At 72.5% G+C, this 12,179-nt stretch carries 12 protein-coding genes; 7 read left to right on the top strand and 5 right to left on the bottom strand.

Annotation, left to right across the window (positions count from 1 at the left end; all coding sequences use genetic code 11):
* Positions 1-138: 138 nt before the first annotated feature.
* On the bottom strand, positions 139-486 hold the full coding sequence (locus ACN269_RS16825; RefSeq protein WP_421473319.1) for a hypothetical protein: 348 nt from the start codon (positions 484-486) through the stop codon (positions 139-141).
* A complete protein-coding gene (locus ACN269_RS16820; protein ID WP_421473318.1) occupies positions 486-2,123 on the bottom strand; it encodes an ABC-F family ATP-binding cassette domain-containing protein in 1,638 nt (545 codons plus the stop codon). The genes ACN269_RS16825 and ACN269_RS16820 overlap by 1 nt, the downstream gene beginning before the upstream one ends.
* Before the next feature lie 62 nt (positions 2,124-2,185).
* Between ACN269_RS16820 and ACN269_RS16815 the strand changes: the two genes are divergently transcribed.
* The 3 genes from ACN269_RS16815 to ACN269_RS16805 all read left to right on the top strand — a co-directional run bounded on the left by ACN269_RS16815 (position 2,186) and on the right by ACN269_RS16805 (position 3,794).
* Positions 2,186-2,956 (top strand): ROK family protein, encoded by a 771-nt coding sequence (locus ACN269_RS16815; RefSeq protein ID WP_421473317.1) that lies wholly within the window; start codon positions 2,186-2,188, stop codon positions 2,954-2,956.
* An 89-nt stretch (positions 2,957-3,045) separates the two neighbouring features.
* A complete protein-coding gene (locus ACN269_RS16810; RefSeq protein WP_421473316.1) occupies positions 3,046-3,414 on the top strand; it encodes a tetratricopeptide repeat protein in 369 nt (122 codons plus the stop codon).
* A gap of 125 nt (positions 3,415-3,539) precedes the next feature.
* Positions 3,540-3,794 carry a Smr/MutS family protein gene (locus ACN269_RS16805; RefSeq protein WP_013736060.1) on the top strand — a complete coding sequence of 85 codons (255 nt, stop codon included), beginning with the start codon at positions 3,540-3,542 and terminating at the stop codon, positions 3,792-3,794.
* Between the two features lie 33 nt (positions 3,795-3,827).
* Here ACN269_RS16805 and ACN269_RS16800 read toward each other — a convergent pair whose 3' ends face one another.
* From ACN269_RS16800 to ACN269_RS16790, 3 genes are all read right to left on the bottom strand, one after another.
* Positions 3,828-4,277, bottom strand: coding sequence for a GNAT family N-acetyltransferase (locus ACN269_RS16800; protein ID WP_421473315.1), 450 nt, complete (start codon positions 4,275-4,277; stop codon positions 3,828-3,830).
* A 74-nt stretch (positions 4,278-4,351) separates the two neighbouring features.
* The gene (locus tag ACN269_RS16795) at positions 4,352-5,137 is read right to left on the bottom strand and encodes a hypothetical protein (RefSeq protein WP_421473314.1); all 786 of its coding nucleotides are present in this window, start codon (positions 5,135-5,137) and stop codon (positions 4,352-4,354) included.
* Between the two features lie 119 nt (positions 5,138-5,256).
* Entirely contained in the window at positions 5,257-7,677 is a 2,421-nt protein-coding gene (locus tag ACN269_RS16790) for a M28 family peptidase (protein ID WP_421473313.1), read from the bottom strand.
* Positions 7,678-7,882: 205 nt separating this feature from the next.
* Between ACN269_RS16790 and ACN269_RS16785 the strand changes: the two genes are divergently transcribed.
* The 4 genes from ACN269_RS16785 to ACN269_RS16770 are packed head-to-tail and all read left to right on the top strand — an operon-like array spanning position 7,883 to position 12,063.
* Positions 7,883-9,082 (top strand): PP2C family protein-serine/threonine phosphatase, encoded by a 1,200-nt coding sequence (locus ACN269_RS16785; RefSeq protein WP_421473312.1) that lies wholly within the window; start codon positions 7,883-7,885, stop codon positions 9,080-9,082.
* Positions 9,079-10,812 (top strand): ATP-binding protein, encoded by a 1,734-nt coding sequence (locus tag ACN269_RS16780; RefSeq protein WP_421473311.1) that lies wholly within the window; start codon positions 9,079-9,081, stop codon positions 10,810-10,812. Before ACN269_RS16785 ends, ACN269_RS16780 begins: the two co-directional genes overlap by 4 nt.
* Positions 10,809-11,261 (top strand): response regulator, encoded by a 453-nt coding sequence (locus tag ACN269_RS16775; RefSeq protein WP_421473310.1) that lies wholly within the window; start codon positions 10,809-10,811, stop codon positions 11,259-11,261. The genes ACN269_RS16780 and ACN269_RS16775 overlap by 4 nt, the downstream gene beginning before the upstream one ends.
* The gene (locus tag ACN269_RS16770) at positions 11,254-12,063 is read left to right on the top strand and encodes an inositol monophosphatase family protein (protein ID WP_421473309.1); all 810 of its coding nucleotides are present in this window, start codon (positions 11,254-11,256) and stop codon (positions 12,061-12,063) included. The genes ACN269_RS16775 and ACN269_RS16770 overlap by 8 nt, the downstream gene beginning before the upstream one ends.
* Positions 12,064-12,179 lie beyond the last annotated feature (116 nt).

Raw genomic sequence — 12,179 nt, 5'->3', positions numbered from 1 at the left:
GGCACCTGGTCCGTTGAGCGTGATGCCTCTGTGGCATCAAGATGACACACAGGCATCACGCTCAACGGAGTGCCGCCCGCCGGCCCACGGCCCGCGCTCCGGCCCAGGGCCCGCGCTCCGGTTCAGCGCCGTCGAAGGTCAGCCCGACAGGGTCCGGCGACCTCCCCGCATCCGCTGGCGGGGCGGTGGAGCGGCGGGCTTCGGCCGCTTGAGGTGGTAGCGGTGCAGTTCGTGGTTGCCGGGCAGCGACGGGTCCTCGCTCATCGCGACCAGCTCCCAGCCCTGGTCGCCGGCCCGGTTGAGGTGGGCCAGCGACGTGTCGCCGTACGGCGTCACGTCGACCATCGAGCCGTCCGGGCCGTACCAGACGAAGACGACCTCCCAGCCGAGGTCGTTGGTCGCCGCCTGGCGGCGGCGGACCAGCAGGGCGTACTCCCACTTGAGCATGGCGTCATTCTCACCCCGCGCCGGTCCGCGGGCCCGCATCAATCCTCGGCGATCCGCCCGGCGTCGACCCGCAGCCGTCGGTTGGTCTCGACGGCGGCCAGCATCCGCCGGTCGTGCGTGACCAGCAGCAGCGTTCCCGGGTAGCTGGCCAGCGCCGATTCGAGCTGTTCGATGGCGGGTAGGTCTAGGTGGTTGGTGGGCTCGTCCAGTACGAGCAGGTTGACCCCACGCCCCTGGAGCAGGGCCAGCGCCGCCCGGGTGCGCTCGCCGGGCGAGAGGGTCGCCGCCGGTCGGGGAACGTGTGCCGCGCGCAGGCCGAACTTGGCCAGCAGGGTCCGCGCGTCCGCTGGCGACATGTGCGGTACGGCGGCGTGGAACGCGTCGATCAGCGGCGCGTCGCCGAGGAACAACCCGCGGGCCTGATCCACCTCACCGACCACCACGCCCGGCCCGAGCGAGGCGGTCCCCTCGTCCACCGGCAGCCGCCCCAGCAGCGCGGCCAGCAGGGTGGACTTGCCGGAGCCGTTCGCCCCGGTCACCGCCACCCGGTCCGCCCAGTCGATCTGGAGGTCGACCGGCCCGAGCGTGAAGCCTCCCCGGCGTACCACCGCGTTGCGCAGCGTGGCCACGACGGCGCCGGCGCGGGGCGCGGCGGCGATCTCCATCCGCAGCTCCCACTCCTTGCGGGGCTCCTCGACCACCTCGAGTCGTTCGATCAGCCGCTCGGTCTGCTTCGCCTTGGCGGCCTGCTTCTCGGTGGCCTCGCTGCGGAACTTGCGGCCGATCTTGTCGTTGTCGGTGGCCTTGCGGCGGGCGTTCTTCACGCCCTTCTCCATCCAGCCGCGCTGGGTCCGGGCCCGCGCCTCCAGACCGGCCTTCGTCTCGGCGTACTCCTCGAAGTCGGCACGGGCGTGCCGCCGCGCCACCTCGCGCTCCTCCAGGTAGGCCGCGTAACCGCCGCCGTAGTGGTTGACCTGCTGCTGCGGCAGGTCCAGCTCCAGCACCCGGGTCACCGTGCGGGTCAGGAACTCCCGGTCGTGGCTGACCAGCACCGTGCCGGCCCGCAGCCCGGTGACGAACTCCTCCAGCCGCTCCAACCCGGCCAGGTCCAGGTCGTTGGTCGGCTCGTCGAGCAGGAAGACGTCGTACCGGCTGAGCAGCAGCGACGCCAACCCCGCCCGGGCCGCCTGGCCGCCGGAGAGCCCGGTCATCGGGTGGTCCAGGTCGACCGTGAGCCCCAGATCGGCGCTCACCTGGTCGGCCCGCTCGTCGAGGTCCGCGCCGCCCAGGGCGAGCCAGCGCTCCAGCGCGTCACCGTACGCGTCGTCGGCGCCCGCCGACCCGGCCGTCAGCGCCTCGGTCGCCGCGTCCAGCGCCGCCTGCGCGCCGGTCACCCCGGTCCGGCGGGCCAGGAACTCCCGTACCGTCTCGCCCGGCCGCCGCTCCGGCTCCTGCGGCAGGTGCCCGACGCTCGCGGTCGGCGGGCTGAGTCGCACGGTGCCGGCCTCGACCGGCAACAACCCGGCGAGGGTACGCAGCAGCGTCGACTTGCCGGCCCCGTTCGGCCCGACCAGGCCGACAACGTCGCCCGGGGCGACCACCAGGTCCAAGCCGGCGAAGAGTGCGCGGTCGCCGTGCCCGGCGGCCAGGTCCTTGACGATCATCGTGGCGCTCATCAGGACGGCAGCCTATCGGGCCGCCCGCATGAGACCGGCCGCGAGCGGGCAGACTCCATGACGTGGTGACCACACTGGCGATCGACTGCGGTGGCGGCGGCATCAAGGCGTCGGTGCTCGACGAGGCCGGCACGATGCGCGCCCGACCGCTGCGGGTGCCGACCCCGTACCCGTTGCCGCCCGCCCTGTTCGTGCGGACCCTGCTGGACCTCGGTGGGCGACTGCCCACGGCCGACCGGCTGACCGTCGGCGTCCCCGGGATGATCCGGCACGGCGTCGTGGTGGCCACCCCGCACTACGTCACCCGCAGCGGACCCCGGTCCCGGGTCGACCCGGACCTGCTGGCCGAGTGGTCCGGCTGGGACGCGCGGGGCGCGCTGGCCGACGCGTTCGGAGTGCCGGCGCTGGTGCTCAACGACGCCGAGGTGCACGGGGCGGGTGTGGTGGCCGGCACCGGCTGTGAACTGGTGTTGACGTTGGGGACGGGGTTGGGCAGCGCCCTCTTCGACGGCGGCGTCCTCGCGCCGCACCTGGAGCTGTCGCACGCGCCGGTGCGCTGGGGCACCACCTACGACACGTACGTGGGTGAGCCGGAGCGGCGGCGGCTCGGCGACGCCTTCTGGTCCCGTCGCATCCGGCAGGTGGTGGACGGGCTGCGTCCGGTGTTCCGGTGGGACCGGCTCTACCTGGGTGGGGGCAACTCCCGGCTGATCCGACCGGAGCAGCTCGCCCGCATGGGCGACGACGTGGTGGTGGTGCCGAACACGGCCGGCATCGTCGGCGGCGTCCGGGCCTGGGAACTGTCCGCCGGGCGTCGCGACGCGCGTACCTGACCCTATTTCGACCCGGGGAACAGTCGCCAAACGCCGAGTGTTGTGCCAGCGTCGGAACAGGTGACGGCGCGACCCGAGGAGGTGGGCAGATGGATCTTCTGGCGGACTACCGGCGGGCGACCATGTTCTTCGAAGCCGGTGACCCGAGCGGAGCGGCCCGACTGCTGGAGCCGATCGTGGACGCCGAGCCCGGCAACGCCGCCGTCCGGCAGCTGCTGGCCCGGGCGTACTTCCAGTCGGCCCAGCTCAACCGGGCCGAGGAGCAGTTGCGGGAACTGGTCGACCGGGACCCGAGCGACCACTACGCGCACCACGTGCTGGGCCGGACGTTGGAGCGGCTGAACCGGCACACCGACGCGCTGCGGCACCTGCGGATCGCCGCGGCGATGTACGCGGCCAACGACGACTACCGGATCGCCTTGCAGCGGGTGGAGACCCGCGTGGGCGGCACGCGCTGAGCGCAGAGCAGGCGGTGTACGAAGGGGCGGTCCCACGGGGCCGCCCCTTCGTCGTCGCGCGGGGCCTGCCGAAGCGGCGTGCCTAGGATGGCGGACATGGGACCTGACCGGCCGGGGGCTGCGGCATGAAGCTCAAGCTGGACCTGCACGACATCTTCAACAAGGGCCACGACATCGACCGCGCGCTGCGCGGGATCATGGACGAGGCGGTGGCGAAGAAGGCCACCCTCGTCGAGATCATCCCGGGCAAGGGTTCGGGGCAGCTCAAGAAGCGTGTGCTGCGGTTCCTCGACCAGAAGGACGTCAAGCAGCTCTACCACCGGGTCGAGAAGGACTCGAAGAACTTCGGCCGCCTCTTCGTCCACTTCCGCTGGAAGTAGTGACCAGACAGACCGGACGACCATGACGCATCGTCAGAGGTCCAGGACGCCGACTATCTGTCCGCCGCTTTGCTCGCCTGTCGGCCGGAAGCCCAATTTCAGGTAGAACTTCTCGGGCCCTCCTGCCCGGGACTCCCAGGTGACGTATGCCCGGGTGCCGCCTCTGGCGCGGATCTCGGCGCAGACGGCCTCTGCGGCGAACCGGCCGTAACCGCTCCCCTGTGCGTCGGCTGCGATGTTCAGCCGCCAGAGGCCGGAGCGCAGGTCATCGGGATTGTCGCCCCACGGTATGGCGAGGAAGGCCATGAGAAAGCCGACCAGCCGGTCGCCGTCGTAGATCAGCCTCGGCCAGGCGTGATCGGGGAAGACGTACGCCTCGGCCAGGGACTTGACCACCGGCTCGACCAGATCCTCCTGATCGGGGCGCACCGACACTTCGAGAGCCGCCTCGTAGTTCTCCGGGGTGATCTTCTCTAGCCGCATGCCGCGGACCATAGCGGGCGGATGTGGCCCCGGCGACCGGATTGTTCGCGGTCTGCTTCAAGATCGCCGTCTGATCAGCCGCCGGGCTGGCCGGTCGGCAGCGGTGGGCCTGCGGTGACGAACCGCCCCGTCGGTTTCAGGTTGGCGCAGAGCTTGCGGGGGAAGGCCGGAGCCGCCTTGAGGATCGCACCGCACCCGCCCGACGTGGTCCGGGTGACGGTCGACCATCCGGCCGGCTCGTTACGCAGGAAGTAGCGCCGTACGGCGGTGTTCACCTCGCACCCGGGGCGCGGCTCGACGCCGCACGCGGTCGGGTCATCGGCCACCGTCATGACCAGCCAACGTCCGTCGCAGGCTTCGACATGGCCAGGCGAATGGCGGGACACGTCCATCCCCTGTACGGCCGCACGCGTCCAGGTCGGGTCGCAGCGGTCCTCCGGTGGCTTGCAGCCAAGGTTCTTGTCACAAAGGCTGTACGCGCCGTTCTTCAGCGCCCACGTCTTCTGGTTGAGCGTCAGCAGGCGGTCGCCGATCGGCTCCGCCGACGTGAGGGTCACCTCGGCCGGCGCGAACGTCGGGCAGGCGCCGACCGTGGCCGCCTCGGCCGATTCCTGCTCGATGTTGGCGAAGATGACGCCGTTCTCCTCCTGGTGGTAGCCGACCCGGACATTGCGCGAGCAGCCGTCGCGGCCGGCGAGCGCCTTGACGTGCACGGTGACCGCCTGGGGGCCCGGGCCGGGCGTCACGCCGGTCACCTCGGCCTGGTAGGAGCCCCACACCGGGCGCGGTTTCGAGGCGCAGGCGGCGGCTCCCGGGACCACGGCGGTCAGCAGGGCGAGAATGATGACGAGCCGGCGCATGGATGGCATCTTGCACGTCCGCGCCCGATTTCGTGGTCCCGGTCGAGGGACGGAAACCCGATTCACGAATCGGTGGCCCGGCGGCACACATCGGCCGCCGGGCCACCGATTCGTCGTTCTCAGACCGGGTAGGTGCGGGCGACGGCCAGCATCTCCGAGCTGTGCGACCCGACGACGCCGACGGCCGGCGGCCGGGGCCGGAAGCCGGGCAGCGCGTCCAGCCCGTCGCTGGCGTCCATCGCCCGCAGCGCCACCTGTGCGGCGATCGGTCGCAGCGTCAGCGTGACCTCGACGCCCTCCGGCGGCGGGGCGTGGAAGACCAGACCGAACCCCCACCTGCCCGCGCGCGGCTGCACCGGCGCCGCCCGCCCGCCTACCTCGGCGCGCAGCACGGTGGCGGTCGTCGTGTCCACGTGCAGGGTGGCGAGGCGGACCGCCCGCTGTGGGGTGAGGCGCAGCCGCAGGGTGCGTTCACCGCCGGCGCTGGTGTCGGCCAGCACGTCGAGCTTCGGCGCCGGCAGGCTGGCCGCCTGGGCCGGGCCGACCCGCAGGTCACCGTCGCCGAGGCCGGGGAAGTCGTCCGCCACGCTGACCACCCCGTCCACGTAGCCGTCCGTCCACGGCTGCGGGTCGGTCTCGTGGCTCAGCCAGCGGGCCTGCCCGGTGCCGGCGTCCATGGCGTACATCAGGTGGGTGGGCGCGGGGTGGGCGGCGTCGAAACGGTCCACGGCCAGCCCGACCCCGGCGAGCACCACCGCCGCCACGGCGGCGGCACCGGCCGGCAGCGCCGCGCGTCGCCGGGCCCGCAGCGCCTGCAGGCCGCGCTGCCCGCCGGCCTGCGGGTGCAGCAGGTCGACCACCGGCAGCGCGGTCAGGCCGAGCAGCACCGCGACCAGCGCGGCCACCCCGCCCATCGCCATCCCCAGCGCGGGGAAGAGCAACACCACCGTCGGCAGGAGGATCAGCACGCCGACCGCGGCGGCGGCGGTCACCGCCACCACCGGCCACGGCCCGGTCTGCCGGGTACGGAGCGCGACCAGGCCGCCGAGGGCGCCGGCCAACGCCGGCAGGGTGGTCAGGTACGCCCCGCCGGGTACCGCCACGGCGAGCAGCACCCCGAGCAGCGCCAGCCAGGCCAGGCCGCCGACGGCCAGCGCGGCCGGGCCGATCCAACGGCGGGTCAGCGCGTACCAGCTGAACAGGATGGCGGCGGCGAGCGCCAACACGGCCATCCGGTACCAGACCGGGCGGTACGGGTCGAGCAGCTCCGCGTAGCCCGGCCGGATCGTGGTGATCGCCAACCAGAGCAGTTGGGCGGCGACCGGCGCGGCCACGATCGGCACGAGGGCGAGGCCGAAGCCGGCGAACAGGCGGCCCGTGCCGGCCCGTCCGCTGCGGCGGGTCAGCCACCCCAGAGCCGCCACCGCGAGCACCGCGAGCAGGGCCAGCGGCAGGGCGAGCCAGCCCGGGTAGCGGGCCAACCCGCCCGGCAGCGGGAAGTAGGTGGCGTCGTGCCCGGAGCGCAGGTCGGTCAGGTCGACCGCGCCGAACTCCCGGGCCAGCCCCAGCGCGTTGTCCCCGTGCTGCTGGAGGCTGCCCCGGTCCATCGCTGCCGGAACGTCCAGCGGCGTGTGGTAGATCGCGCCGCCGTCGATGTACGCCGAGTTCAACCCGACGAACTTCTGGTCGAGGAAGGCGGTGAAGTCGGTGTCGTTGGGCAGCGCCCGATAGATCTCCACCGCGAACGAGGTGCCCACCGGGTGGGGGGCGGCCCGGCCGAAGACGTCCACCAGCTTCGCGTTGTTCTTCGAGGTCTCGAACATGATCACCGGACCGGTGGAACCGCGCGCCTCCAGGTTGAGCACCACACCGCCGTCGGCGGCGAGCGGGTGGCTCGCGGCGAACGCCGCCGCGCCGCAGAGGCACGCCTCCTCGGCGTCGGTCAGCACGAAGACGACGTCGTTGCGGGGCCGGGGGCCGGTGGACAGCGCACGGGCCACCTCGAGGATGGCGGAGGTGCCGGCCGCGTCGTCGTTGCCACCCGGTCCGGTCTGCACCGAGTCGTAGTGGGCCACCAGGAACACCCGGCCCGTCGGATCCGTCCCGGGTAGCCGGGCCACCACGTTGCGGACCCGGGCGAAGGTCGCTCCGCCGGCCGCCCCGCTGAGCTGGCCGGCCTCCGGCGCGACGGTGTCCTGCACCTGCGTCTCCAAGCCCAGCCCGCGCAGCTTCTGCTCGACATGCGCACGAACCTGCTCGTTGGCGGGGCTCCCGGCGACGTGCGACCGGGCCGCGATCACCTGGACGTCCGCGTAGGCCCGGGCGGCGCTGAACTCGCCGGCCGGCGCGTCCGCCGGCCGTGGCGCCGGGGTCCGCAGGTCGAGCAGGCTGCCGGCGCCGACGGCCGCCAGCGCGACCAGCGCCGCCGCGGCGGCCGCAAGGCGCCGTCGCGGTCGGGTCAGCGCGCGGTCGGCAGGGGGTACGCCCGGAGGTGGCTTGCGCGGTACGTCCGCGGTAACGGCGGTGGGGGGTGCGCCCATCCGAACTCCTCGAAGGTAGTGGGGCCGACCGGCAGTGATCCTGCCCATCCACGCCCCGTGCCGCGGCCATCGTGTTGTGTGCGACCGTTGTCTAATACAGGATCAGCAGGGCACTCGGAAGGAGCCCGACATCACCAGCGAACTCCCGCGTCTCGCGGCGGTGACCCGGCCGCACCGGGGAGGCGGCCTGGCCGGCTCCCCTGTCGTGCCGTACCCGCACGGCGGGCTGGCGCGGCACGGCAACCTGCCGCCCGGCGAGCGGCTGCGGGTGCTGCTGGTGGAGGACGACGAGGGCGACGCCTTCCTGGTCGGTGAGCTGCTCGCCGAGACGAACTCGATGATCGATCTGGTGGTCGCCACCAGCCTCAGCGAGGCGCGGCAGCGCATCACCGGGGTCGACTGCGTCCTGCTCGACCTGGGCCTGCCGGACGCCCAGGGGCTGGACGGGCTGCGCCAGGTGCTGGAGATGTCCAGCGGTGCCGCCGTCTGCGTCCTGACCGGCCGCTCGGACGAGCACCTGGGCATCGTGGCGGTCGCCGAGGGCGCGCAGGACTACCTGGTCAAGGGTCAGGTCGACGGGGTGCTGCTGACCCGGGCGCTGCGCTACGCGGTCGAACGTAAGCGCGCGGACGAGAACGCCCGCCGGCTGCGCGAGGTCGAGCTACGCCAGGCCGAGTCGGCCCGCCTCGAACGCGGCCTGCTGCCGCAGCCGCTGATGACGACCGACCAGGTGGCGGTGCACACGTTCTACCGGCCGGGTCGGCACGCCGCGCTGATCGGCGGAGACTTCTTCGACGTGGTGCAGACCCGTCCGGACCGGCTCGACCTGATCGTCGGGGACGTCTGCGGGCACGGGGTGGACGAGGCCGCGCTCGGTGTGGAACTGCGGGTGGCCTGGCGGGCCCTCGTGCTCGCCGGAGTGCCGGACGACGAGGTGCTGCCCGCCCTGGAGCAGGTGCTGATGAGTGAGCGCCGCCTTCAGGAGATCTTCGCGACGGTGGCCACCACCCGACTCGACCTGGACGCCAACCGGGCTACCGTCCGACTCGCCGGGCATCCGCCGCCCCTGCTGCTCTCCGGCGGCCGGGTCGTCCCGGTGCCCGCCCCCGGCGGCCTGCTGCTGGGCGTACGACCCCGCCGGCCGATCGCCTTCGACCTGGAGTTCGACACCGATGACTGGTCCCTGCTGATGTACACCGACGGCCTGATCGAGGGACGGGTGGGCACGGGCAACGAACGGCTCGACGTGCCGGGCCTGAGTGGGCTGCTCGACGAGCCCGCTAACCGGGAGGTGTCGCTGCCCGAGCTGCCCGCCTGGTTGGTGGGCCGGGCCGAGCAGATCAACGGGGGTCCGCTCGCCGACGACGTGGCGATGCTGCTGGTCAGCCGCGGTGGTGGCCGGTGAAGCCGGTGATCGGCGGCTGGAGTCTGCGCCGCCGGGTCATCGCGCTGCTCACGGTCGTGGGTGTGTTGCTGATCGGTCTGGCCGTCGCGGAGGCGGCCATCGCCGCCCGTAACCGCACCCAGATCGACGCCATCCTGAACCAGACCGGGCCGCTGCGGGTGCAGTCGCAGGAACTGCTCAACGCGGTGCTCGACCAGGAGACGGCGGTTCGCGGGTACGCGGTCAGCGGTGACCCGGCCGACCTGGCTCCGTACGACGCGGGTCTTGAGCAGGAGAAGGCCACCGTCGCCGCGATGCGGACCCTGCTGGACGACTATCCGCAGATCGGTCAGGAGCTGCGGATCGTCGAGGAGCGGTCGGCGCAGTGGCGGGAGACCGTCGCCCAACCGGTGATCACGACGACGGAGCGGGAGGGCACCCGGGCCGGTCAGGCGTTGGTCACCGAACAGGCCCGGCAGCGGTTCGATGAGGTCCGGTCGGCGGTCGGCGACCTCCAGCAGGAGATCCTGGACGCCCGGGAGCAGGCCGCTGCGAATGTCCGCAGCAGCAGCAACGTCCTCGTCGTCCTGCTGATCATCGCGGCACTGGTGGTGGTCGTGGCCGGCGCGCTGCTGCTGCTCTCGCTGGACCGGATGGTGGTCCGGCCACTGACCGGGCTCGCCGACCAGGTCCGCGAGGTCGCCGAGGGCGACTACCAGCACCGCGTCACCACTCACGGCCCACCGGAGTTCGTCGGGCTGGCCGGGGACGTGGACGCGATGCGTCAGAAGATCGCCTCCGACCTGGCCGAGGTGCGGGAGGCCCGGGAACGCATCGAGTGGGTCAACAGCCAGCTCCAGAAGCAGGCCGAGGAGCTGACCCGGTCCAACCGTGACCTGGAGCAGTTCGCGTACGTGGCGTCCCACGACCTGCAGGAGCCGCTGCGCAAGGTGGCGAGCTTCTGCCAGTTGCTCCAACGCCGCTACGCGGGGCAGCTCGACGAGCGGGCCGACCAGTACATCGCCTTCGCGGTGGACGGCGCGCAGCGGATGCAGCGCCTGATCAACGACCTGCTCGCGTTCTCCCGGATCGGCCGGCTCACCACCGGCTTCGTGGACGTCGACCTCAACAAGGTGATGGGCGACGTGGCCGGCCAGACCGAGGCCGCCCGGCAGTACGCCGACGCGGAGCTGACCTGGACCGACCTGCCGGTGATCCGTGGCGAGGAGCCGCTGCTCACGAACCTGCTGGCCAACCTGGTCAGCAACTCGATCAAGTTCCGTCGTCCGGACGTGCCACCGAAGGTGCAGATCTCGGCTCGGCTGGTCGGGGCCGAGTGGGAGATCAGCTGCCAGGACAACGGCATCGGTATCGAGCCGGAGTTCGCCGACAAGATCTTCGTGATCTTCCAGCGGCTGCACTCGAAGGACGCGTACCCGGGCACGGGCATCGGGTTGGCGATCGTCAAGAAGATCGTGGAATATCACGGCGGTCGGGTGTGGGTGGACACCGACGTGCCGGAGGGCACCGCCATCCGGTTCACGCTTCCGGCGCGTCCCGAGGACGTGGAGGCGGCTGCCGCCAGCGAACCGGGTGAGGAGTCGCAGGAGGCCCCGGCGGACGACGCCACGCCCGCGGACGAGGCTTCTCCCGCGCCGCCGGAGCACTCCGCCGGGGCGGACCAGCCGGACCAGGCCGACGGACCGCCGCAAGGCGGTAGAACGGGTGACATGAGGGAGACGGTGGGATGACCGCGCCGGCGGACGGCAAGAGCCCGATCGAGGTCCTGCTCGTCGAGGACGACCCGGGTGACGTGCTGATGACCCAGGAGGCGTTCGAGGAGCACAAGCTGCGCAACCGGCTGACCGTCGTCTCCGACGGGGCCGAGGCGCTGGCCTACCTGCGGCGGGAGGGCCCGTACGCGGACGCGGTGGCGCCCGACCTGATCCTGCTCGACCTCAACCTGCCCCGCCGTGACGGCCGGGAGGTGCTGGAAGAGATCAAGAAGGACGAGGAGCTGCGCCGGATCCCGGTGGTCGTCCTCACCACCTCCCAGGCTGACGAGGACATCCTGCGCAGCTACCAGCTGCACGCCAACGCCTACGTGACCAAGCCGGTCGACTTCGAGCGCTTCATCTCGGTGGTCCGGCAGATCGACGAGTTCTTCGTCAGCGTGGTCAAGTTGCCGCCGCGTGGCTGACACCCTGCTCGACGATGTCGGCGACCTCCTGCGCGAGGCCGCGGACCAGGTCGTGCTGCCGCTGTTCCGCAAGCTCGACGACGACGACGTGTCGGAGAAGGCGCCCGGCGAGGTGGTCACCGTCGCCGATCGTCGTGCCGAGGAGTTGATCTCCGCTGGGCTGCGTCGGCTCCGGCCGGGTTCGCTGGTGGTGGGCGAGGAGGGCGTCGCCGACGATCCGGGGCTGCTGGGCCACCTGCGCGACGCCGGGGACGTGTGGCTGGTCGACCCGGTCGACGGCACCGCCAACTTCGCCGCCGGGCGTCGTCCGTTCGCCCTGATGGTCGCCCTGCTGACCGACGGGCAGCCGCAGGCGGGCTGGATCCTCGATCCGCTGGCGGAGACGCTCGCCGTCGGCCGCGCCGACGAGGGCACCCTGCTCAACGGTCAGCCGGTCGGCACCGCCGACGTCGTGCCGTCCGTGGGTGACATCCGCGGCGTGGCGATGACCCGGTTCCTGCCGCCGGAGGCCCGCGACCGGGTCCGTGCCGGTGGTCGCCGGCTCGGCGAACTGCTGCCCGGCCAGCACTGCGCCGGCCGGGAGTACCTGGACATCCTCACCGGCGAGCAGCAGTTCGCCCTCTTCTGGCGCACCCTGCCGTGGGACCATGCGCCGGGCACCCTGCTGGTGCGCGCGGCGGGTGGCGTGGCCCGTCGGTTCGACGGCGTCGACTACCACCCGGCCGACGAGGGTCGCGGGCTGCTCGTCGCGGCCAACGAACAGATCTGGGACGAGGTCCACGAGGCGCTGCTCAGCTCCTGAACCGAGGCTCTCGGGTGCGGCCCGCTACGGCGCTGGCACGCTGCGTCGACACCGGGGCCGGCGGGGGAGTCAGGGGACTGGTCACCGGCGCGCGTTCCGGTATCGTGACCGGCGGT

Source organism: Micromonospora sp. WMMD736 (assembly GCF_049179015.1).
Taxonomy (GTDB): domain Bacteria; phylum Actinomycetota; class Actinomycetes; order Mycobacteriales; family Micromonosporaceae; genus Micromonospora.
This window is presented reverse-complemented; position numbering and strand designations above follow the sequence as displayed.

Coding starts and splice junctions, on each gene's coding strand:
- ACN269_RS16805 (WP_013736060.1), top strand. CDS start 3,540: ATGAAGCTCAAGCTGGACCTGCACGACATCTTCAACAAGGGCCACGAC.
- ACN269_RS16825 (WP_421473319.1), bottom strand. CDS start 486: ATGCGGGCCCGCGGACCGGCGCGGGGTGAGAATGACGCCATGCTCAAG.
- ACN269_RS16795 (WP_421473314.1), bottom strand. CDS start 5,137: ATGCGCCGGCTCGTCATCATTCTCGCCCTGCTGACCGCCGTGGTCCCG.
- ACN269_RS16775 (WP_421473310.1), top strand. CDS start 10,809: ATGACCGCGCCGGCGGACGGCAAGAGCCCGATCGAGGTCCTGCTCGTC.
- ACN269_RS16810 (WP_421473316.1), top strand. CDS start 3,046: ATGGATCTTCTGGCGGACTACCGGCGGGCGACCATGTTCTTCGAAGCC.
- ACN269_RS16800 (WP_421473315.1), bottom strand. CDS start 4,277: ATGCGGCTAGAGAAGATCACCCCGGAGAACTACGAGGCGGCTCTCGAA.
- ACN269_RS16790 (WP_421473313.1), bottom strand. CDS start 7,677: ATGGGCGCACCCCCCACCGCCGTTACCGCGGACGTACCGCGCAAGCCA.
- ACN269_RS16820 (WP_421473318.1), bottom strand. CDS start 2,123: ATGAGCGCCACGATGATCGTCAAGGACCTGGCCGCCGGGCACGGCGAC.